General features: G+C 66.8%; 21 protein-coding genes. 5 read left to right on the forward strand and 16 right to left on the reverse strand.

The features are described 5' to 3' along the window. Positions 1-2: 2 nt before the first annotated feature. The 5 genes from IT779_RS27345 to IT779_RS27365 form a co-directional block, all read right to left on the reverse strand. Positions 3-842, reverse strand: a complete 840-nt coding sequence (locus IT779_RS27345) for an alpha/beta hydrolase (RefSeq protein WP_196152311.1) — start codon at positions 840-842, stop codon at positions 3-5. Further along, complete coding sequence (locus IT779_RS27350) at positions 839-2251, reverse strand: M20/M25/M40 family metallo-hydrolase (RefSeq protein ID WP_196152312.1); 1413 nt, start codon at positions 2249-2251, stop codon at positions 839-841. Before IT779_RS27350 ends, IT779_RS27345 begins: the two co-directional genes overlap by 4 nt. Continuing rightward, positions 2248-3936, reverse strand: a complete 1689-nt coding sequence (locus IT779_RS27355; protein WP_332838986.1) for a CocE/NonD family hydrolase — start codon at positions 3934-3936, stop codon at positions 2248-2250. The genes IT779_RS27350 and IT779_RS27355 overlap by 4 nt, the downstream gene beginning before the upstream one ends. A gap of 276 nt (positions 3937-4212) precedes the next feature. Continuing rightward, on the reverse strand, positions 4213-5055 hold the full coding sequence (locus IT779_RS27360) for a hypothetical protein (RefSeq protein ID WP_196152313.1): 843 nt from the start codon (positions 5053-5055) through the stop codon (positions 4213-4215). 19 nt (positions 5056-5074) lie between these two features. Then, positions 5075-5512 carry a T6SS immunity protein Tdi1 domain-containing protein gene (locus IT779_RS27365; protein ID WP_198428986.1) on the reverse strand — a complete coding sequence of 146 codons (438 nt, stop codon included), beginning with the start codon at positions 5510-5512 and terminating at the stop codon, positions 5075-5077. A gap of 94 nt (positions 5513-5606) precedes the next feature. On the opposite strand from IT779_RS27365, the gene IT779_RS27370 reads away from it, so the two are divergent. Beyond that, positions 5607-6122 carry a signal peptidase II gene (locus IT779_RS27370; RefSeq protein WP_196152314.1) on the forward strand — a complete coding sequence of 172 codons (516 nt, stop codon included), beginning with the start codon at positions 5607-5609 and terminating at the stop codon, positions 6120-6122. Positions 6123-6469: 347 nt separating this feature from the next. Here IT779_RS27370 and IT779_RS27375 read toward each other — a convergent pair whose 3' ends face one another. Beyond that, positions 6470-7147 carry a lysophospholipid acyltransferase family protein gene (locus IT779_RS27375; protein ID WP_196152315.1) on the reverse strand — a complete coding sequence of 226 codons (678 nt, stop codon included), beginning with the start codon at positions 7145-7147 and terminating at the stop codon, positions 6470-6472. A gap of 106 nt (positions 7148-7253) precedes the next feature. On the opposite strand from IT779_RS27375, the gene IT779_RS27380 reads away from it, so the two are divergent. Then, on the forward strand, positions 7254-7817 hold the full coding sequence (locus tag IT779_RS27380; protein ID WP_196152316.1) for a TetR/AcrR family transcriptional regulator: 564 nt from the start codon (positions 7254-7256) through the stop codon (positions 7815-7817). A 225-nt stretch (positions 7818-8042) separates the two neighbouring features. Here the strand turns inward: IT779_RS27380 and IT779_RS38120 are convergent, their stop codons facing one another. From IT779_RS38120 to glnA, 4 genes are all read right to left on the reverse strand, one after another. Continuing rightward, positions 8043-8264 carry an NUDIX hydrolase gene (locus IT779_RS38120; protein ID WP_232542152.1) on the reverse strand — a complete coding sequence of 74 codons (222 nt, stop codon included), beginning with the start codon at positions 8262-8264 and terminating at the stop codon, positions 8043-8045. A 273-nt stretch (positions 8265-8537) separates the two neighbouring features. Further along, positions 8538-9158, reverse strand: a complete 621-nt coding sequence (locus IT779_RS27390; RefSeq protein ID WP_196152317.1) for a DUF4276 family protein — start codon at positions 9156-9158, stop codon at positions 8538-8540. Further along, positions 9155-10456 carry an AAA family ATPase gene (locus tag IT779_RS27395; protein WP_196152318.1) on the reverse strand — a complete coding sequence of 434 codons (1302 nt, stop codon included), beginning with the start codon at positions 10454-10456 and terminating at the stop codon, positions 9155-9157. Before IT779_RS27395 ends, IT779_RS27390 begins: the two co-directional genes overlap by 4 nt. A gap of 449 nt (positions 10457-10905) precedes the next feature. Next, positions 10906-12342 (reverse strand): type I glutamate--ammonia ligase, encoded by a 1437-nt coding sequence (glnA, locus tag IT779_RS27400; RefSeq protein ID WP_196152319.1) that lies wholly within the window; start codon positions 12340-12342, stop codon positions 10906-10908. Positions 12343-12594: 252 nt separating this feature from the next. Between glnA and IT779_RS27405 the strand changes: the two genes are divergently transcribed. After that, on the forward strand, positions 12595-13047 hold the full coding sequence (locus tag IT779_RS27405) for an RDD family protein (RefSeq protein ID WP_196152438.1): 453 nt from the start codon (positions 12595-12597) through the stop codon (positions 13045-13047). Between the two features lie 25 nt (positions 13048-13072). On the opposite strand, the gene IT779_RS27410 is transcribed toward IT779_RS27405, so the two are convergent. The 3 genes from IT779_RS27410 to IT779_RS27420 all read right to left on the reverse strand — a co-directional run bounded on the left by IT779_RS27410 (position 13073) and on the right by IT779_RS27420 (position 16630). Further along, positions 13073-13816: a DUF4191 domain-containing protein gene (locus IT779_RS27410; protein ID WP_196152320.1), complete on the reverse strand. Its 744-nt coding sequence runs from the start codon at positions 13814-13816 to the stop codon at positions 13073-13075. Between the two features lie 34 nt (positions 13817-13850). Beyond that, positions 13851-16055 carry an elongation factor G-like protein EF-G2 gene (locus IT779_RS27415; RefSeq protein WP_196152321.1) on the reverse strand — a complete coding sequence of 735 codons (2205 nt, stop codon included), beginning with the start codon at positions 16053-16055 and terminating at the stop codon, positions 13851-13853. A gap of 125 nt (positions 16056-16180) precedes the next feature. Then, positions 16181-16630 (reverse strand): hypothetical protein, encoded by a 450-nt coding sequence (locus IT779_RS27420; protein WP_196152322.1) that lies wholly within the window; start codon positions 16628-16630, stop codon positions 16181-16183. A gap of 266 nt (positions 16631-16896) precedes the next feature. Between IT779_RS27420 and IT779_RS27425 the strand changes: the two genes are divergently transcribed. Together IT779_RS27425 and IT779_RS27430 are read left to right on the forward strand one after the other, a co-directional pair. Further along, positions 16897-18975 (forward strand): nuclease-related domain-containing protein, encoded by a 2079-nt coding sequence (locus tag IT779_RS27425; protein ID WP_196152323.1) that lies wholly within the window; start codon positions 16897-16899, stop codon positions 18973-18975. Positions 18976-19214: 239 nt separating this feature from the next. Further along, the gene (locus IT779_RS27430; protein WP_196152324.1) at positions 19215-19931 is read left to right on the forward strand and encodes a DUF6882 domain-containing protein; all 717 of its coding nucleotides are present in this window, start codon (positions 19215-19217) and stop codon (positions 19929-19931) included. A 22-nt stretch (positions 19932-19953) separates the two neighbouring features. Here the strand turns inward: IT779_RS27430 and IT779_RS27435 are convergent, their stop codons facing one another. From IT779_RS27435 to IT779_RS38125, 3 genes are all read right to left on the reverse strand, one after another. Beyond that, a complete protein-coding gene (locus tag IT779_RS27435; RefSeq protein ID WP_196152325.1) occupies positions 19954-20331 on the reverse strand; it encodes a VOC family protein in 378 nt (125 codons plus the stop codon). A 67-nt stretch (positions 20332-20398) separates the two neighbouring features. Further along, the gene (locus IT779_RS27440) at positions 20399-21328 is read right to left on the reverse strand and encodes a saccharopine dehydrogenase family protein (protein ID WP_196152326.1); all 930 of its coding nucleotides are present in this window, start codon (positions 21326-21328) and stop codon (positions 20399-20401) included. Next, positions 21325-21780 (reverse strand): hypothetical protein, encoded by a 456-nt coding sequence (locus IT779_RS38125; RefSeq protein WP_232542153.1) that lies wholly within the window; start codon positions 21778-21780, stop codon positions 21325-21327. The genes IT779_RS27440 and IT779_RS38125 overlap by 4 nt, the downstream gene beginning before the upstream one ends. Positions 21781-21824: the final 44 nt, after the last annotated feature.

Here is a 21824-nt window from a genome sequence, read left to right on the forward strand (position 1 = left end):
TCCTACTGGCCCGTAACGTGGCTCTCCAGCCATGTGATCACATCGCCGAGTACCTTGTCGCGCTCCGGTTCGTTGAAGACTTCGTGGTAAAGACCCTCGTAGCGGATCACCGTGAGATCTTGCGCACCCACGCCGCGTTCCAACAGGTCGGTGCTCGACGGAGCGGCGAGCGCGTCCTCGGTGCCGTGCAGGACCAGCAGCGGCGCGGTGACCCGCGCCAGCCGCTGTTTCACCAGGTCGGTGGCGCGCAGGATCTCCGCGCCGGTGCGCGCGGGCAACTTGCCGCGGAAGACCAGCGGATCGGCGTCGTAGGCGGCGACCACCGCGGGATCACGGCTGATCGCCGACGAATCCAAGGTCAGCACACCGAGATTCGGCGTGAACCGGCTCAGTAGCGGCGCGAACACCTTCTGCAGCGGGTTGCCCACCGGAATGTCGAGCGGCGGTGCGGACAGCACGAGACCGTCCACCTCGAGGGGCGCGCGGGTCACCAGGTAGAGCGTGACGAGACTGCCCATCGAATGCGCGAGCAGGAACGCGGGCACGCCGGGCCGCTCGCGCTTCGCCAGCGCGAGCAGGGCCGCCACATTGTCGGCCGAGTCGTCCATCGACCCGATATTCGCCGCACCGCCCGCCGACTTGCCGTGCCCGAGATGGTCGAGCGCATACACCGCGAACCCGGCCTCGGCCAGCCGGATCCCGACGTGCTCGTAGCGTCCCGAATGTTCGGCGACACCGTGCACGAGCACGATCACCGCCCGCGTCTCGACCTCGGGAAGCCATGCGCGCCATGCGATCCGGCCTCCGGCGCCGTCGAATTCGGCCGATTCGGTGGTGGTCATCGTTGCTCCTGTCGGTCCTGACCGCTCGCGACGAGCGCCTCGACCAGCCTGCTGTTGAATTCGATCAGGCGAGCGTAGTTGACCCTGGAGATGCGCTCGTCGGTTCCGTGGATCGTGTCGAGGTCGGCCTGGGTGAGCACGATGGGCGCGAAGTTGCAGCGGGTGGCGGCAAGGCCGTCGTAATGCCGCGAGTCGGTGGCGCCGGGCACGATGCCGGTGGTCACCACGATGCCGGGCACGACGGCCTCGGCGATCTCGGCGATCATCTCGAAGGCCGGACCGGGCGCGGTGGTGGGCGACGGTTCCGAGGACATGCCGACCAACTCGATGCCGACCGCGTCGTCGCGGACAACGCGACGGCAGTGCTCGAGGACGGTCGCCACCGAATCACCGGGCAGGATACGGAAATTCACCAGCGCCTCGGCGCGCTGCGGCAGCACATTGGCCTTGACGCCGCCGCGGATCACGGTGGGCGCGGTGGTGGTGCGCACCATCGCCTCGGTCTGGGGTTGCGCGGCCATGATCCGCGTGATCACCGGCGCGGCGGGCGGCAGGCCCGCCAGCGCGAGTAGTCGGCGCCGCGGTTCGGACATGGCGTGCCTGACCCGGCTCAGCATGTCGATCGCGGCGGGGGTGAGCCGCAGCGGCATCGGATGGTCCTGGATCCTGGCGACCGCGCGCGCGATCCGCCCCACCGCCGTCTGCTTGCCCGGCATCGAGGAATGCCCGCCCACCTCGCGCACGGTCAACCGGACCGTCGCGTAGCCCTTCTCACCGAGCATGACGGTGGCCACCGGTCGGGTCGCCCCGTCGGCGACGCCGTCGGTGATCACCCCGCCTTCGTCCAGCAGCAGATCCGCGCGCACCCCGGACTCGCGCAGGCGCTCGGCCATCCGGACCGCGCCGTTGTCGCCGAACACCTCCTCGTCGTGCCCGAAGGCCAGGTAGACGGTGTGCCGGGGGCGCAGCCCCGCCGTCAGCGCCGCTTCCACCGCCTCCAGGATCGCGAGCAGACGGCTCTTGTCGTCGATCGCGCCGCGCCCCCAGATGTGGGTGTCGTCGACCACGCCGTCGAAAGGGGCGTGCGTCCACCGGCGCGGATCATCGACCGGGACCACGTCCTGGTGGGCCAGCAGAATCGCCGAACACCGCTCCGGTTCCCGGCCCGCCCAGCGATACAGCCTGCTGTGTCCGAACATCTCCAGCTCGAGTTCGGCGTGCACGCGGGGGAAGGATCGCTCGAGGTGCTCGGCCAGCCGCGTGAACTCGGTGTCGGCGGTCTCGTCGGGCGTGTCGGTGGAGACGGTGACGCAGCGCAGCGCGGTGGCCAGCCGTTCGGCCACCGCGTCGGTGACCGGGGCCGTGCCGCGTGTCGCGTCTCGCGCGTCGCTGGGCGCGGCCGGGCTCATCGCTGACCCGTCTCGTGCGGTGGATTCGTCGACACCAGGTTCATGGGCACCACTGCATTGTTCATCACCTCCGCCCCGAGGGTGGTGGTCTTCTCGACACGCCACTTCGCGTGCGCCTCGCTGCCGCCGCCCGTGAGGTCGGGCACGCGGGCCTCGGTGAGCAGCGGAACCTCCAGCCGCGCGGCCGTCACCGTGACCGTCGCGCCGGACGGTGCGTGCGACCAGACGTCGTCCACCACATCGGTGACCCTGACCCCGAGCCGGTGTCCGGCGGCGATCGGCCAGTCCTGGGCCAGCAGCCTGATCTCGGTGCGCGGCTCGACCGGCGCGATGCCCCGGGTGATGATCGTGGCCCGCCCGCTCGGCTCGACGTCGTAGAGTTCGACCGCCGCCGTCGCCGCCGCGGGACCGATCGACTCCAGCGTCGCCGTCGGCACGCCCGACAGGTGCACCGCGGACTCCAACGGTTGCGACACCGACCAGATCTCCCGATCCGGACCGGGCAGATAGCCGCGATCGACATACCGCCCGGCGCGCAACTCGACCGTCGACCGCCGGGAATCCGCGGGCGGCCACGTATTCTCGGAACGCCACCCGCCGTCGAACTGCTGCACCGTGACCCGAGGCCACGGCACATCGGTATCCCGCAGCGCCACATGACGATCGAAGAACGCCATCATCTCGTTCTCGAATCCCGGAGTGCCGCACTTGAATCGGCAATCGCTGTGCCCCCATTGCCCGAACCAGGCCCGATGCGCACCCGCGCCGAGCCCACGCCACAGCTCGAACACCCGGTCCGGGCGGGTGTTGGCGTCGAGGAAACCCTGCCCGAGGAACAACGGAATCGTGTTGCCGCGCAACTCGGTAACCAGATCGCGGGCCACCCAGTCCGGATCGGTCGCGTCGTGGTCGCCGGTGAGCGCCAGATACCGCCGCGTGCACTCGGCCGAGGTGTAGACGGCATTGGCCTGGTATTCGACGGAATCGTCCGGACGTCCCGGCGTCGAAGCGATGGCGACATGTTCGAGGCCGACCTCATCGGCGGGCCGTATCCCGTTCTCGGTCACCGGCTTTCCGGAGAACTTCCACGACACGCCCCGCATGTAGAGATACGAGTACGGGTCGACCACCGGTTCGAAAGCCACCACCGCCGCCAACCCGCGCGGTCGCGCCGCGAGTCCGAGCAGCCCCGTCCACGCCTCGTAGGACACCCCGACCATCCCGACACGTCCCGTCGACCACGGCCGAGTCGCCGCCCACTCCACCGCGGTCGCCACATCCGAGCGTTCCCCCGGACCGCCGTAATCCGGGCACCCGTCGGAGCCGCCGAACCCGCGCAGATCCACGATCACGAACGTGTAGCCCGCCCGCAACGCCGCATCGACCGGCAGATAATCCGTGGACGGGCCACCCGTGAGCCGGGGCGCGGAGATGTAGGCGGTATGCGAACGGTACGGGCTCACCGTCAGGATGACCGGGGTCTTCGCGTCCTCGGGCAGATTCGTGGGCCGCAGCACATCGGCGTGCAACCGGGTCCCGTCCGGTGCGGTCAGGAAATGCTGTTCGTAGCGGTGCGGTGTGCTCACCGGTTCGGCGCCTGGCTCCGCCGCACTCATCGGCGCGATCACGCCGAGCGCGAGCAGCGGGCCCGCGACCAGCCGCGACAGTATCGACAGCGATCTCACGCCTGGACTATGCCCCGCCCGCCCCAGCCCGTCCAGCCCCGGAACTCGAGGGGGGTGCCGGTCGGGGCCGCACGGCTCGAAGGGATACCCCGGCCGCCGTTCGACTCGGTGCTGTCGGGGCGGTCCCGTCGATACGGCTTGTCGACGGTCGTGGGGCGCGTCATTCCCCATGGTCGGGATCATGTCGAGCAGGCAGCACACCGCCCGTGCTATCGGGAGCACCGGAGCGATCCAGCGCCCGGTTCGGTCGCCGCACCGCGGCCGCGCCGGTGGTGTTCAGGAGGTCGGGCGGGCGCCGTCGGGGATATGCGTGTCGCGTATATCGAAGACCGCCAGGTGCGTGGTCGGCGCTTCGCAGGTGCGCGTGGCATCGGGGGATGCGGTGACTTCGGCGCGCAGTTCGGTTGCGGTGACGTTCAGCGCGACGAGGTCGTCCGGGCAGGCGCGGACGGGGAACCCGTAGCGGCGCACGCCATTCGTGCCGTAGCGCTGGACGATCCGCGACGTCGCGTCCAGCACGGTTCGAGTGTCACCGCCCAGTTCGGCGCCGAGTGCCGCGCGCGCCGCCGGATCGGTGATCTCGCGCGGCGCGGAATCGGTTGTGGTGGGCGCCAGTTCGACGTGACCGACCGATTCCGCAGGTCCATCGCGGTCCAACGGCTCGCCTCCGATGGTGCGCACCCCTTCCAGATCGGCCTTCTTCACCTTGAAGACCACGAACGGCGTGTACGCGCGATAACACTCCTGGTGATCGGTCCCGCCCAGCAGTTCGGGCCGCAATTCCGTACCCGCACGCCGCAGTTCGGCCCGATTCGGCAATCGGCACCCGGTGGAGGTCACCACCGCGACATAGGCGTGGGTGTCCAGCTCGGTGAACCGCTCCGGATGCGCCGCGACCTGCGGTGACCGATCCGGATGCGCCGCGAACCAGCCGCCGAAGTAGCGCACCGCCGTCGCGCTGTCCACGACCGAGGTGAACGGCGGTCCGTTGAACCCGGACGCGTCGAATTCGACCACCTCGGCCGCGAGCGCGTCGGACTTCTCCGGCCCCGCCGCGCCATCGACGGCGCATCCGGTCAGCGCGAGCAATGCCGCTCCCGCCGCCCACATCCACTTCACGGTGTCCGCCTTCCGACGCTCACGCCCACGGCCCGAGCAGCTGCCCGACCACGTCGAGGAAAACCCACACCTGTCCCACCGAATACGTGTCCGGTTCCTCGCTGCCACCCAGGAACGGATACGGCGTCGCGATATAGACCTGTTCATCCGCGAGCGGTCCGAGCAGTTCGCGAATCGCCGCGACATGATCGTTGCGCAGCACATAGCCCGCGAAACCGGGGTCGCGCAGCACTTCGTCGGCGAATTCCGCGACATCGCCGAAAGCCCCGTACCCCTTCGCCGCCGCCCGATAGGTGTGCAGCACCGCGAACTCCGAGCTCGCGCTGTCCGCCATGAACACATGCCCCAGATCGGAATAGCCGACCACCAGGTCGAACTGCGGAAAGGCGCCCTCCCACGCGGGCATCGCCCGCGCCATCGGCTGCGGCTCGATCACCCGGAATCCTTCGTCCGTCACGCCACCATCCAACCAGTTCCCCGCCACCGCGGACGCGCGAGCGCCGATACCGGGTAGATTGCTCGATGACCAGCCGCTCGGGGAGGAACCGACCATGAGACGCCCGCACCTGAGCGCGCTCACCCGCTCCGCTCTCGCACTGGCGGCGGGCGTGATCGTCATCGACCAGCTCACCAAATGGTGGGCCGAAACCAGCCTGACTCCCGGCGCCGCCAACCCTGTGATCGGCGAACTCATCCAGTGGCGCCTGGTCTACAACCCCGGCGCCGCATTCGGCCTGGCCGCCGAACACACCTGGATCCTCACCATCATCGCCGCCCTCGCCGTCACCGCCCTGTTCGCCCTCGCGGGCCGCATGCGCACCCGCTCCGGCGCGGTCGCGGTTGGCATCCTGCTCGGCGGCGCCATCAGCCACCTCGGCGACCGCCTCATCCGCACCCCCGGTTTCGCCCGCGGCCACATCGTGGATTTCATCGACTACAACGGTTTCTTCGTCGGCAACGTCGCCGACATCGCCATAGTCTGTGGCGTAGCGGCCCTCGCCCTCCTGAACATCTTCCGCATAGAACCCGCCGCTCCACCCGAACCCGCCCGCCCCGATACCGCCTGACCTCCATGACCCCCTGACCGCCGGGATCCCGCGAGCTCAGGAACCGTGGCTACCGGGGTCAGGTGAGCGCAAGAGCCTGGCTGCCGGAATCCGTGTGTGCGGGAACTGCGGCTACCAGGATTCGGCGGGTGCGAAAACTGTAGCTACCGGAGTTCCGCGTGTGCGGGAACCGTGGCTACCGGGGTTCCGCGAGCCCGGCGACGAACGCGTCCGCATCTCGATACGACCGAATCCGCACGAACCGCGGATGTCGAGAGGCCGGATCACTTTCCGCCGCGGCCTGTATCGTTGCCTGCCTCGCATGCGTGGTCCGCCCCTCCTCCGTGATGATCGGGTCGGTAGGCCGCTCACGCCGAACGCGGCATCTCGGCGTCGCGGGCGAATGTCGCGGCGTATCGGTCGACGTACGGGCGGCCCGCGCGGTCGGCGAGTTCGCGCATCAAGGCGTCGGTGGCGGTCCTCGGGTGCGGCCGATCGGCGGCGGGGTACCGGCGCGGCGCCGCGAAGTCGATGCGCACCTTGGCGAATCGCCAGCGGCGGCTGCCGATCGGGTTGACCCTTTCGGTGCCGGAGAGCACGACCGGGACCACGGGCGCGCCGGTCGCGATGGCGACGCGCAGCGCGCCGGTGCGGCCGCGGTAGATCCGGCCGTCGGGGGAGCGGGTGCCCTCGGGGTGGATGGCCCAGATCCCGCCGGATTCGAGGATTCCGGTAGCCGCGGCGAGTGCGTCGGCGGCGGCGCTGCCGCCCGTCCGGTCCACCGGGACCTGCCCGGAGACGGTGTAGAACCAGCGGGTGAGCCGACCTTTGACACCGGCCCCGGTGAAGTACTCACGCTCGGCCAGGAAGGTGACGCGCCTCGGCAGGACGAGCGCCAGGTAGAGCGAGTCGATCATCGCGAGGTGGTTGGCCGCGATGATGACCGGCCCTTGCTTCGGAACATGGTGCAGGCCCGTGACTTCCGGCCGTCCGAGCAGTCGCAGCAGCGGCCCGAGCATGATGTGTTTGAAGAGCCGATACCACATGGACTGTTCCTCCCGGACGAATGTGTAGACACTGTCTACCGCACTCGCATAGACATTGTCTACCCCTCGGGATCGGCGTCGGGCAACCCTGCGGGACAATGGCGGCATGACCGACACAGCGGCCGGCGAACCCTTGCGCGACCGACTGGTCGACGTCGGCGTCGGCCTACTCGAGGAGGTGGGCGCGGCCCAACTGGGCCTACGAGCCATCACCCGCGCGGCGGGCGTCTCACACGGCGCACCCCGCCGCTACTTCCCGACCCACAACGCGCTGCTCGCCGCCATCGCCGCCCGCGGTTTCACCGACCTGCTCGCCCGCTTCCCCCACGCCGAATCCGGCACACCCCGAGATCGCCTGCACGCCATGGCGACCGAATACGTCGGCTTCGCCGCCGCTCGCCCCGAAATGTTCACGCTCATGTTCCGCCACGATCTCCTCGAGGGCTCCGGCGAGAACCTGCGCGCCACGACACTGCCCGCCTACGCCCGCTTCACCACCCTCGTCGCCGAGGCACTCGGCCACGACGACCCCGCCCGCGCCCTCGCCCTGTGGACCAATCTGCACGGCATCGCCGCCCTCGGCGCCAACCGCAGCCTCGCCCTCATCGCGGCCGAGGCGGACGCACGCGAACTCGCCGACCGGGTGATCGAGCTACATTTACCGCGTTGACCGCCCGAGCCGCCGGAAACTGTGCTGCTCGACGTTGTTCAGCCGATCCTGTCCCACATCCTCCGCATGAGTCCGAATCAGCTCAGATACGGAACTCACGCGCGCTGTTCGGCATGATGCCGCAGTCTGAACCGAACGGTGTCGTGCACAGGCAAGGTCGCAGATTCCGCGAGATGCAGGAACCGCACAGCCGTCGATTCCGAACTCACCGCGATCCGACCTCGATCATACTGCCGTAGAACGTGATTTAAACTCCTGACGCACTTCTCTGTCGGCATACGCGATCACACGTTCGGGATCGGTATAGACCCCGAGAATCCCCGTGATCTCGATATCGAGCCCGGTTTCCTCGCGGGTCTCACGGATCACACACTGCTTCAGAGTTTCCCCGATCTTCATGACCCCACCCGGAAACGCCCAGTTCCCAGAGCCGCTGCGCCGCTGCATGAGGACAGCACCCGCATCGTCGGGTGATGAGAGCCGAATCGCCCAGCACCAAACTGTTCGGTTTCAGCGCCTCTGGATCGCGTATTAATCACGTTGTGAGCCTATCTAGTTATCCCTATGGCGAACACGGCGTCACTGTTCCTATGCAGGATGCCGATGAGTCAGTCTCTAGGCCGCACCACGAGAGTCAACTTCTTTCGGTATGATCTCCAAACAGTCTGACTTCTTTGATATTCTGCCGCCTAGCCTTCTCGCAATGTCTTAAATCTGGTCCTAAACAGGGTATACGCATTGATTTCGATATGTCTCGTAGCCGAGGAGATGCAAAAAATGGCGAAAACTTCGGCTATGTTTCGCTACTTGTTCTACCTGTGTTCGTCCTGAAATCCTATCGCCGTCTGCAATTTTATCGTACTGGATCCCTATGGCCGCTCGCTTCAATTCTGCCAGCGCATCTACCGAGTCGGCCTTGTTTGGCTCGACTTTCCTGGCGAGCGCAGGCGTAACTTTAAATCGAGCTGGTTGGGCTCTCAGGGCGTCCAGATCGCCAATTAGCCAGTTTTCGAACATCCTGTCCTTGATGGCTACATCGATCGGTATATCAGAATTCTTGTGCAGTTCTTTTTCGATCGTCTGAGCGATTTCTCCAGGGTGCGCGGACTGTCGCTCCCTGTCGAGAAGTAAGATTGCCCGAGCCGCGCCGTCTATGCCCACAATTCGAAGTGGCCCTCTGCATGCGGCGACCAACTGCCCAGGAGGCCCGTCCGGTGCCGCGTTTACAAGCAAAGGTTTCATGATTTGTGTTTTCTTAGGGAGCTTTTCCTTTATTTGAGGATACAAGCGGGGAAGCGATTTGAACTCGCTTTTCCCTTCAGTCAAGATTGCGATCTTCATCGCTCCTCGTCCTCCGGGGTGAAGCTGCCGGGCAGATACTCGGGGATGATTCCGGAGTCGTAAATTTCAAATGTTCGAAGATCGCCAGACTTCCACATTTCTATTATTGAAGGCTTTAGATCGCTGACGTGAGCCATTCGGCTCTGTCCGGCGGTGCTCCAGAGTAATCGGATGTTTTCCGGACTCATTGCGTCGAGTAGTATTGGCGAGTGCGTTGTTAGAACTATCTGTTTATACGATTGCTCTCGGCACATTTCGAGAAAATGCCTGAGAATCCACGGATGGAGTGCGTTTTCGGGTTCTTCCACTACCAACATGGGCAAACGCTGATCGAACAATGCGATAAATAGTGCAAGCATCTGTATAGTGCCGTCTGACATCTCATTCGAGTTCCAGGGGCGTGGTAGGTCTTGTTCTCTAAATTGTAGGGCAAGTTGTCGATCGTTTGTAAAGGTGGTTTCGATCGACTCTAGTTGCGGAATTATCGCTCGCATTGCATGCTCAATTAGCTCCCACGACGACGGCTGTTGCCTCCGGAGATAGTCCGCTACGGCGGGCAGATTTTGACCATGCCGGTCTAGGCGTGCGTTAGGTGTGGATACGCCAGGCAGGCGGCATTGATGTGGCGATAGTTGGAATACGCGAGCATCGCTCAATTGTCGGCTAACCAATTCGAACAACCCTCCGCCGCCGAACTGGAGTACCGATAGAGTCAATCTGGTTGGGGAGACGCGGTTCTTTACGAAACGAAGGAATGCGCTATCGGAAAGGGGGTACAATAGGTTGCCGTAATTTGAGCCACGGTTTGTCATTCGCTTTGATCGTCGGAATGTTAAAAGGTCGCCCGCGCGATCGAATCGAAGAAGCTGGGCTTCCTTGTCGCGCAGTCGGAGATGCTCGCTTGAGATGCTAAAGTCGGAAGCATCGGCACTTTCCGCATTTATTGTAAACTCGTATGTTATGTAGAATGTCGTTGATATCGGTTTGGTGAGATCTCTACGGTTGCCGATGTGTCTAATATCGAGAATTTCGCGAGAATCAATTTCAAGCGCTACGAAAAATGTGACAGGCTGTGTATCGCTAACTTTTCCTCGGTAGGCAATGTTTGCATAACCACCTGCTCTGGCGACTGCAATTTCGAGATCGAATTCGAAGCATTCGGACAGTAGATTGATTGCGTCGACAAAGTTGCTCTTGCCTGCGCCATTTGGTCCGGTTATTACGGTTAGCTGATCGAGCGTACAGGTTACGTCGAGTAGTGACTTCAGTCCGCGAAACCTCACCTCAGTAATTCGCACCTAAGGAGGATACCTACCAGCAGATCCTCAGATGGTGACTGCCCCAAATAGGTGTCGGAGCGTCGCGGCATGTCGGCGATCGTGACCACCAGGAGACGGATTGAACATGACCACGAGAGAGGAAGAGAAGACCACAGGAGCGGGGGTTGTAAGCGTGGTTGGTTTGGGAGGGTAGGTAGATCGGTTGGGGCGTGTGCGGGGACGCGAGGGGATGGCCAACAGGGGAGGGCCGGGGCCGCGATGGGTGCGCCTACCACGTAAGAGGGAATGTCAGGCGTGCGCACGGCTCGAACGTTCGGCTGGACCTCTTGCCGCTTACCAGCATCTGTGGCCCGACATAGATAAGTCCACCCGCTGAGCAGGCGCCGAAGCGATCGCTCAACGGGTGGACTCAGAACCCATCACCGCTTGCCGAACCTGGGATCAGGCGTGCACGCGCGGATCATGACCTACACGTCGAAGTAGAGTTCGAACTCGTAGGGGTGGGGGCGGAGGTTGACCGGGGCGATCTCACCTTCGCGCTTGAGGCTGATCCAGGTTTCGATGAGGTCCTCGGTGAAGACATTGCCTTCGGTGAGGTATTCGTGGTCCTCTTCGAGGCGGTCGATGACCGTGGCGAGGCTGGTGGGGGCCTGCGGGATGTTCTTGGCCTCCTCCGGGGGGAGCTCGTAGAGGTCCTTGTCGACGGGGGCCAGCGGCTCGATCTTCTTCTTGATGCCGTCCAAGCCGGCCATCATCATGGCGGCGAAGGCCAGGTACGGGTTGCCGGAGGAGTCGGGGGCGCGGAACTCGAGGCGCTTGGCCTTCGGGTTGTTGCCGGTGACCGGGATGCGGACGGCGGCGGAGCGGTTGCGCTGCGAGTACACCAGGTTGATGGGGGCCTCGTAGCCGGGGACCAGACGGTGGTAGGAGTTCACGGTCGGGTTGGTGAACGCCAGCAGCGACGGCGCGTGGTGCAGGATGCCGCCGATGTAGTGGCGTGCGAGGTCGGACAGGCCGCCGTAGCCCGCTTCGTCGTGGAACAGCGGCTTGCCGTCCTTCCACAGCGACTGGTGCACGTGCATGCCGGAGCCGTTGTCACCGAAGAGCGGCTTGGGCATGAAGGTGACGGTCTTGCCTTCGGCCCACGCGGTGTTCTTGACGATGTACTTGAACAGCTGCAGGTCGTCGGCGGCGCCGAGCAGGGTGTTGAACTTGTAGTTGATCTCGGCCTGACCGGCGGTGCCGACCTCGTGGTGGCCGCGCTCGAGTTCGAAGCCCGCGTTCTGCAGGTTGGTGGCGATCTTGTCGCGCAGGTCGACGTAGTGGTCGTAGGGCGCGACGGGGAAGTACCCGCCCTTGTTGCGGACCTTGTAGCCGCGGTTCAGGCTGCCGTCGGGGTTGGTCTTCGCACCGGTGTTCCAGGAGCCCGACACCGACTCGATCTCGTAGAACGCGCCGTTCATCGCCGAGTCGTAACGGATCGAGTCGAAGATGTAGAACTCCGCCTCGGCGCCGAAGTAGGCGGTGTCGGCGATGCCGGTGGAGCGCAGGAATTCCTCGGCCTTGCGGGCGATGTTGCGCGGGTCGCGGGAGTAGGCCTCGCGGGTGAACGGGTCGTGGACGAAGAAGTTCAGGTTCAGCGTCTTGGCGGCACGGAAGGGGTCGATGCGCGCGGTGCTGTAGTCGGGCAGCAGCAGCATGTCCGACTCGTCGATCGACTGGAAACCGCGAACGGAGGAGCCGTCGAACGCTAGCCCTTCTTCGGCGAGGTCAGCTGTGAAGGCTTTCGCCGGGATCGAGAAGTGCTGCTGCACACCGGGAAGATCGCTGAAGCGGATATCGACGTACTCGATGTCCTCTTCCTTGATGTGCTGGATGACCTCGTCGGCCGTGCTGAACGTCACTTGTTCTCCTTACGGATCGGTTCCCAGCCAGTGTCGATTGCGTGGGTTCGTCGCGTCCAGACGCTATGGAGGCGGTGTTTCCCAGCTATCAAGGCCGTGTTTCGCCAGTGTTACACGTGCGGTCGGAGCCATGTTTACGACTTGCCGGGCGCGACCGACCAGGCAATCCTGCCATCGCGCACCGTCTCCGTCGGGCTGAACTCCCCTTATGCCGTGCCGGTCGGCTGTCAGCGGCAGCCTACTCTGGACGCCATGGCGCGCATCACCGGTTCCTGGCTATCCGGACCATCGGCGGGGTCCGACGACCCGGCTACACCCGAGTTTCCCGGCGAGCATCTCGGGCTGCCGAAGTCGGGTCGCGGGTCGATCGCGGGGCAGTTGCGCCGGATCGCCGCGACGTTCGCGGACTGGTTGATGGCCGTCGGCGTCTCGCTGTTGATCCTGCGTCACGTGAACGCGAACCTGCCGCTGCTGATCTGGTTCGTCATCGGTGTGTTCGCGGTCACGTTGTTCGGCTTCACGCCGGGCCAGTACTTCCTGCGGCTGCGGGTGATCCGCGTCGATCAGCCGGTCGGCGTCGGATTCGTGCGCGCGCTGGCCCGCCAGGTGCTGTTGATCTTCGTGGTGCCCGCGCTGTTCACCGACGCCGACGGTCGCGGCATGCACGATCGCGCCACCGGCACGGCCGTGGTCAACGCCCGATAAGGGAACGGGCCCGCCGCCGGAAAGCTCAGCGCCTGCGGATGGTTCGCTGCACGCCACGCATCTTCGCGCCCGCGGGCATCGGACCCTTAGGCATCGCGGGCCCGCCGCGCGCGCCGAGCGCGGCCAGCCTGCCCTCGATGAGGTCGATGCGTTTGGCGTCGATATTGCGCGGCAGTTTCGTGAGGTAGCGCTGTAATTCCTTGAGCGGCACCTGACCGTCGTCGTTGCCGACGATCACGTCGTAGATCGGGGTGTCACCGACCAGCCGGGCCGTCTTCTTCTTCTCCTGGGCCAACAGCGACTTCAACCGCTGCGGCGAACCCTCGGCGACGAACACCACACCGGGCAGTCCGACCACCCGGTGCACGGCGTCGAGCTGGGTGGTGGCGGCGATGCCGTTGCTCACCCGCCATTTGCCCTGCAGATTGTCCAGCACCCACGCCGCGGCGCCCGCCTGCCCCTCGGCCTTGGCGTAGACGTTGCGCTGCACGCGGCGGCCGAAGATGATGAACGCGGCGAGCAGCCCGAGCAGGATGCCCAGCGGCAGCAGGTACCAGTACAGGCCGGTGAGCAGCCCGATCACCAGGAATACCGCGGTGATGCCGACGAGCGCGCCGATCATCAGGGGCAGCAGCAGCTTGTCTTCCTTGCGCTGCATCTGGAACGCCTGCCAGAGCTGCTGACGCCGCTGCTTCGACGCAGCCTTACGCGCCGCCTTCGCCGCGGCCTTCGCTTCCTTGGACGGTTTGCCGCCCTTACCTACTGCCATGGCTCTCAGGATAGTGGCTGGGTAAGGGCAGGCATCAGCTCACCTGACCGTCGGCGCGCACGGCATTCGCCAGTTGCGCCGGCATCGGCTCGTGTCGGGCGTAGTCGCGACCGAACTCGCCCGACCCGTGCGAGAGCGAACGCAGGTCGATGGCGTAGCGACTGAGTTCCAGTTCGGGGACCTCGGCATCGATGCGGGTGCGCCCGTGGCCGCGCGGCTCGGTGCCGAGCACTCGTCCGCGCCTGCCGGACAGGTCGCCGAGCACCTGGCCGAGGTAGTCGTCGGCGACGGTCACCCACACGCGCGCGAACGGTTCGAGCACGTCGATGCCCGCGTTCGACGCCGCCTCCCGCAGTGCGAGCGCGCCCGCGGTCTGGAAGGCCGCGTCGGAGGAGTCGACCGAGTGCGCCTTGCCGTCCAGGAGTGTGACCCGCACGTCGACCAGCGGATATCCGGGCGTGACCCCGCGCGCGGCCTGCGCGCGGATGCCTTTCTCGACCGAGGGGATGAACTGGCGCGGCACCGCGCCGCCGACCACCTTGTCCACGAATTCGATGCCAGACCCGCCGGGCAGCGGTTGCACCTCGATCTCGCACACCGCGTACTGGCCGTGACCGCCCGACTGTTTGACGTGCCGCCCGCGCGCCCGACCGCCCGCCGCGAAGGTCTCGCGCAAGGCGACCTTGTGCTCGATGACATCGACGTGCACGCCGAACCGCTGCCGCAACCGCTCCAGCGCGACATCGCGGTGCGCCTCGCCGAGGCACCACAGCACCAGCTGGTGGGTCTGGTCGTTGTTCTCCAGCCGCATCGCCGGATCCTCGGCGGCGAGTCTGGCCAGTCCCTGGGAGAGTTTGTCCTCGTCGGATTTGCCGTGCGCGCGGATGGCGACGGGCAGCAGCGGGTCGGGGATCGGCCACGGTTCGATGCGCAGTGGGGTTCCGGTCGCCGAGAGTGTGTCGCCGGTCTCGGCGTGGCCCAGTTTGGTGACGTAACCGATGTCACCGGCGATCACCTGGCCGAGCGGGCGTTGCTGCTTGCCGAAGGGGGCGGTCACGGCGCCGACGCGTTCGTCCACGTCGTGATCGGGGTGCCCGCGCTCGGCTTGGCCGTGTCCGCAGACGTGCACGGTGTCGTCGGCGTGCAGGGTGCCGGAGAACACGCGCACCAGCGACACCCGCCCGACATACGGGTCGGAGGCGGTGCGGATCACTTCGGCGGCGAGGTCGGCGTCGGGGTCGCAGGTCAGTGCGACGGGTGCGGCGCCGTCGGCCGCGGGCGCCGCCGACACCGGGTGTTCGGACGGCGCGGGGAAACCGCCCACGATCAGGTCGAGCAGTTCGACGGTGCCGAGCCCTTGTCTGGCGCCGTCGGGAGCGGGCGCGGCGAACAGCACCGGGTGGAATCCGCCGCGTGCGACCGCGCGCTCCAGGTCGGCGACGAGGGAGTCGAGTTCGAGGTCATCGCCCGCGAGGTAGCGCTCCATGAGCGACTCGTCCTCGCTCTCGGCGATGATGCCCTCGATCAGGCGTTCGCGCCCCTCCGCGAGTTGTTCGCGCTGCGCGGGTGTCGGCTCGACCCGTTCCGCCTCGCCCGATGAGTAGTCGACCACGCAGTTCGGCAGCAGTTCGATCATGCCGGTGACCGGGCGGTGCCCGTCGGCCCCCGCCGCGCCGTAGACCGGCAGGTGCAGCGGCAGCACGCTCTCCGAGCCGCCGCCCCCGAGCACGGTCCGGCAGGTGCGCACCATGTCGTCGAAGTCGCCGCGCGCGGCGTCGAGATGGGTCACCACGATCGCGCGCGGCATGCCGACCGCCGCGCATTCCTCCCACAGCGCCCGGGTGGCGCCGCCGACGCCCTCGGGACCTTCGGCCGCCGACACGACGAACAGCGCGGCGTCCGCGGCGCGCAACCCGGCGCGCAGTTCGCTCACGAAATCCGCGTATCCGGGGGTGTCGACGAGGTTGATCTTGCGGTCCGACCAGATCATGGGCACCACCGACAGCTGCACGGAGCGGTGCTGGCGGTGCTCGATGTCGTCGTAGTCCGACACGCAGGTGCCGTCCTCGACCCGGCCCGCGCGATTCACCGCGCCCGAGGTCAGCGCCAGCGCCTCCACCAGCGTCGTCTTACCCGCGCCGCTGTGGCCGACCAGGACGGCGTTGCGTATGAGGTCCGGCCGGTCCACCGGGGGCGTCGCGCCGTTGCCCGCTGCGGGTCCACTCGATTTGTCCACCATGTCACGCGTCCTTGCCTCGACACCGCGGTACTTCGAGCTTCCCACCATCCTCGGCGCGACGGACCCGATTGCGGCGACTCGTGATCGACCGTGCACCGGTGCGCGGGTCACCGCGGCGCGATGGATCAGGCCGTGATCGTGTAGTTGTAGGCGCTGAACGCGCGGCCTTTGGAGCTGCAGGTGAAGCTGCCGTGGAAACCGGCCTCGCAGCGCGCGCCCGCGTACTCGACGTAGGGTCCCCAGGTGCCGTCGCCGGTCCTGACCTCGTAGAGCGACGGGTTGTTGCCCGGCCGGGTGTAGTCGCTGCCGGGGGTGAAGGTGGGGTGCGCGGGCAGCCACGGCTGGTCGATGACGACCTCGTTCACCGGGAACGGGACCGGAAGCCAGGTGTATTGCAGTCGATAGCCCGGGGCGTCGCAGCCGACGGCGCCGTCGGCGAAGATCGCGCACTGGAACGCGCCGGTCCCGAAGTAGAGCGGGCCGCTGTCCTGCGCTTGCGCGGTGCCCGTGCCGAGGGCCGATACCACCGCCAGTGTGCCCGTCGCCGCGGCCAGGCGTCGTCCGAACCGGTTCATGTGCACTCCTCGAGGATGTTGTCCGATGATGCCCCGACTGTCGAATCTGTCGGGTTCCCCCTCGCATTCGTTTCCATGCCTCCGCCGTCTCCGTCGCGATCCGCCGAGGTCGGCGGCCGTCGAACTGTGGCGCCACTCACACTGCTACACGCCGGACTTTTCGTTGCCAATGCCCTGCTCTTACAGTGCCTTTCGGGGTTCGGTGAGCCGAGCGGCTGAATACCGTTGAGTGGTCGATTGTGCGAGCGTGATGGAGGTGACCGCCGATGCTGGTCATCAACGAGCGGGCGGACGTGCCGCGATCCGAACAGCGAGTCCTCGACTGGATGCGCACCTGGACCGGGCAATACATCATTGTCGGCCTGGCGATCTCGGGATGTTCGGTCTCCGAGCGCGAGTCCGACGACGACGCGCCCGAAGCCGACCTCGTCGTCATCACCCCGCGCGCCGTGGTCGTCATCGAGGTGCGCGGCACCGTGCCCGACGCCACCGACGGCGTGCTCTCGGTGCGGGAGAACGGGCGCTGGCGGCTGTCCGGATTCGACGGCGACCCGATTCACGTGCGCGACAACGACAACAACGTCTTCGACAAGGTCACCGACACGGTCGTCGACCTGAAAGAACTGCTGCGCAAACACCAACCCGACGCCTACGTGGACGGGCTGATCGTTGTGGTGCCGCCGTGGGAGTCCACCGTCACCCTCGAAGTCGAATCCCGCCAGGACGGATGCGGTGTCGTCCTCGGATCGACGCCGGGCGAGCTGCGAGCCTGGCTGTACCGCACGTCCAACCGCAAACTGCTGTGGACCGCCGAAACGGTGCACGCGCTGCTCGCCGACCTGGCGCTGGATCACCTGCTCACCGTCGAAGACATTCTCGCCGAGGGGTTTCCGTCGGCCACGGGGCGTCGCCCGAAACCCCGCGCCACGCCCGAAGCCGCCGCGAACGAGTCGGTTGCCTATCCCGACCATCTGTCCCGCCCGATGCTGCGTCGCGCGGCGCAAGCGGACGCCGACGCGCCGGACTCGGAAGCGGACCTGCTCGCCGCGCCCGAGTCGAGTGTGTCGGCGAGTCTCGCGGACGCGATGATCGCGGACGCGACCTCGGCGCGCGGGCGGGCCGAGGTCGAGGCGGTCGAACGGCCGCAGGCGGCAACGGGATACCGCGGTGTACGGCTGGAAAGACTGTATCCGCGTGAGGTAGTGGACCAGCGTGCGGCGGAGTTCGCCGAAAAGGTGTCCGGTCATTCGCCGACGGTCGGTGCGCGCGTGCAAGTCTCCGCGACGCCCGAGCTCGAGGGTTTTTCGGTTCGGGCCGCCGCTGTCGCGCCCGCGCTGGTGGAGCACGGTTCGGTACCGTACGGGGAATCGTCGGACGCGGGAGATTCTTCCGGTGACCACGACGCTCGTATGCCACGAATGTCGGCCGACGATCCGGTTCGGCAGGTATTGAATTACACGATGCTGCCGCCGGATTCCCTCGTTCGGGTGGAATCGCACGGTGCGCGCTCCTCGGAGTTGCGCGAAGGTGGCGGGCCGGTGCCGCCGACCATCGATCCGTACCCGGAACTTCCTGTCTCGCAGAATGATCCGTCCCCGACTCGCACCCCGGACTCCGGTGGTCAGCGACCGCAGCACTATCCGCTGCACCGCCCCGACCACGAGCCGCCGTGGATCGCGCCGGACGAGGGTGTCGATCCGCCGGGCGCCGCGACTCCCGGCTATGTGCGCCCGCCGTGGATCCAGCCCGACGACGAGGCCGCGCAACCCGTCCGCTCGGACCTCGGCGCGGATCGGATCGCGGTGCGCGGCGGTGCGCCCGCGCTGACCGTCGTCGACGCTCCCGAATTCCCGGACGAGGACCTCGACGATCCCGATCCCGATGCGGTGCTTCCGCCCGCGTCGGCGTCGCCCGCCGCGTTCACCGATCGCTGGTCGTCGTGGGTGGACCATCGGCCCGCGCCGTCGATCCCGCTGCGCAGGCAGCCGCCGCGCGCGGCGACCTCGATCGAGCCGCAACGCAGGCACGCCATGCCGGAACCGACGAAATCGCCGGTGGGGGTTCCGGAGTGGATGACAACGCTGCGCGAACGGGTACCCGCGAAGCTACCGAAGGTGAGCGGGGACGGGAAACTGCCGCAGCAACTCGGCGCGGTGCTGGTCATCGCCACCGCCGTCGGCGCGGTGTGGTTGCTGGTTTCGACGGGCACGGCGTCCTACCGCGACATGGAGGAGCAGCGTCGGTCGCCGGAGAGTTCCGAGGTGGCGCCGCAGGGTGTGGGGCAGGTGCAGCAGACGCCGGTCTCGACACCGCCCGTGTGTTTCCCGCTGCTGACGGAGTGCTGATGTTGTTCGACGGCATCCGGCGGCGCTCGACGCGGGTCGGCGATCGTGGCCGAGGGCGCGGCGCTTGTGCCGAGACGAGTGTGCGCGTGGCGGCGGAGACAGTCGGCGACGAGCCGAATTCGCCTGACGAACGGGCTGATTCGATGCCGGTGAGCGGCCGGGAAACTACTACCCGGCTACCGGCCGGTTCACTCGCCGAAGTGGTGTCCTCGGCGACGCCTGCGGCTACCGTGAGCGCGGTGTCCAACGCCTCGACCTTCGTCCAGTTGATCGACGCCGCCGCCCTGCTGTCCTACGAGCACCAGTTGCACCTCGCGGAGGTGCTCGGCGCGGACCACTCCTTCTACTTCGAGCTCGGTGCGTCGCGCTTCGAATTCCGCTGCGCGTGGGGGACTCTCGAATGCACCGGCGTGCACCTGCTCGGCAGCGCCGCACCGGGTCCGCGGTCGTGGTTGTGGTCGTGGGCGAATCCGATGGGGTTCGCCGACGAGCTGACGGCCGCCGCGCGGTCCGTGCGCGATGCCGGGGCCGAGCGCGGAATTCTCGAATTGTCCTCCGCCGAGGTGCCGTTCGACGCGATCGGCCTCGATATCGAGCCGAGCGCGATGGCGTGGGCGATGATGGAAGCGGCCAAACCGCTCGCGGGCCGCTGGGTCGGCTACCAACTCGCCGCGGAGGGCGGCACTTTCGTCGCCTTCCTGCTCGAGCACCCGAGTTTCGAACTGGCCGCGCCGACCGGGCCGAGACTGTCGCGTGTGGTGACCGAGGGCATCGCGGCCGTGTGCCCGCCCGACGAATACGAGGCGGTGCTCAGCTACCTGACGTTGCGCGGACTGTCCGTCACCGGGTCCGAGGACACGCTGCGCTTCGAGGGCGCGGATATGGACGGTGTCGTCGAGTTCGACGAATACGGTCAGCTCACCGATATCGACGTCACCGTGGGCGGATCGGGCTGAAACCCCTGGCAACGGCCGGGATTCAGCCTGCGGTATCGGGTGCGAGCGCCAGGCAGAACGGATGCCCCGCGGGGTCGATCAGCACACGCCAGCGGTCCGGGACGGGCTGGAATTCGGCGCGCACCGCACCGTGTTCGATCGCGGCCGCCTCGGCGGAGTCGAGGTCATCGACCAGCAGGTCCAGGTGCATCTGCTTGGGTACGTCGTTGCCTGGCCAGTCGGGTGGCCGATGGTCGGCGACGTGCTCGACGGTGATGGTGACGCCGCCGCCGACGAGAACGACGAGATGATCGGATTCGTAGCGCAGGTCGAACTCAAGCAGGTCACGATAGAACCGCCCGAGCAGGCGCGGATCCGAGCTGTCGAACGACACCGCGCCGAATCTGGCTATCGCGGTCATAGGCCCACCGTATCGTCATGGGTCCACTTGTTCGCGGCGGGTATGTCGCCGGAGACGGTGGCGTGGTTCAGGCCGGTATTCGGCCGGTTTCGATTTCGGGGGTCGCCAGATCGTCCAAGGTGCACAGGTCTTGGAGCGCGTGCACGCCGGGTGCGGCCTTCATGGCGTGTGGCACGGCGCCCGCGGTGATCGTCGCGGTGGCGCGGGATTGGTTGGCGCCGCGCGCCCACCTGCCGACGCCGTCGCGGCCGCGTGCCATGACGGTCCACCGTTCCGTGCCGGGAAGGCTGAGTCCGCGTGGGGCTTTCGACGCACCGGGAATCCAGGTGAGCGCGGCAAGCGCGACGGTGGCCGGTCGGGAGTCGAGACCGAAGAAGGTGCGAACCGGCACCCCGAGTTGGCGACGCAGCGTGTGTTGGTCGGCGAAATCGACGCGGTACAGGGTGCGCGGGCTCGACTCGCCGGGTAGGTGGAACCGTTCGGGCCGGGTGTAGTTGCGGATGCGGGCGCCTTGATCGTGGAAGTGCTTGCCCAGCAGGCCGTATGACCATTCCGTCGCCGCCGCGCCGTGCTTCTCGCCCGCGCCGAGCAGTACCGCGATGTCCACGGGGCCGAGTGATTCGGCGTGCACCGCGACGGCGAGCAGGTCGGTGAGTCCGGGAGCCAATCCGACATCGACCAGGATCGGGCCCGGATCGCGCAGTTCCCGTAATTTCTCGATATATCCGGACGTGGCGGTGATGTCGACGAACGCGCATCCGGAAATTCCCGCGACGGCGGCGAGTTCCGGATTCTCCGCACCTGAGGTGTTCACGACGATATCCGTGCCGCGCAGTGCGGCGCGGTAGCCGGTGAGCGCCGGATCGGCGAGGTCGACCACCGTATCCGCGCGGGCGGGATCACGCCCGGCGGTGACCACGGTTTCGCCCGCCCCGCGCAACGCGGCGACCAGATGCCTGCCGACGGCGCCGTAACCACCGAGAACGAGGACCTTCATCGCACCGACTCCGCGACGCGCGTATTTCCCGCTGCTCCGCGTGCCCGGACGGTGGCGAGGCCGACGCAGCCGAAGACGACGCCCGCGCCGATCTCGGTCACCGCGCTGAACCAGGAGAACCACGTGACGTTCGTGTGCGGCAGTGAAATGTAGCTGTCCTGGAAATCGCTCCAGAATGTCGGCAGCAGGTGCGCGTAGACGAAGACCGCCGCGCTGCCGAATCCGATCGCCATCGCCGCCTCGGCCGCTCGACGGCGGTGGGTGAACACCATGTACACCACGACGGCGATGAGAATCGCCTGGATGTTTCCGCCGATCATGATCGCCATCGGCGAGGCCGACATGCCCCTGCGGAAATGGTCGATGCCGTGGATCGCGAATCCGATCGCGAATGCCACCGCCGACCATCGCAATGCGCGCGTGTCGTCTGTTTCGTGCTCGGCGGTCGTCATGCTCCCCTCCGCCCTTCGGTGTGCAGTGTGAGCCCCTGTGCAGT

The sequence above is a fragment of the Nocardia bovistercoris genome, assembly GCF_015674855.1.
Classification (GTDB): Bacteria; Actinomycetota; Actinomycetes; order Mycobacteriales; family Mycobacteriaceae; genus Nocardia; species Nocardia bovistercoris.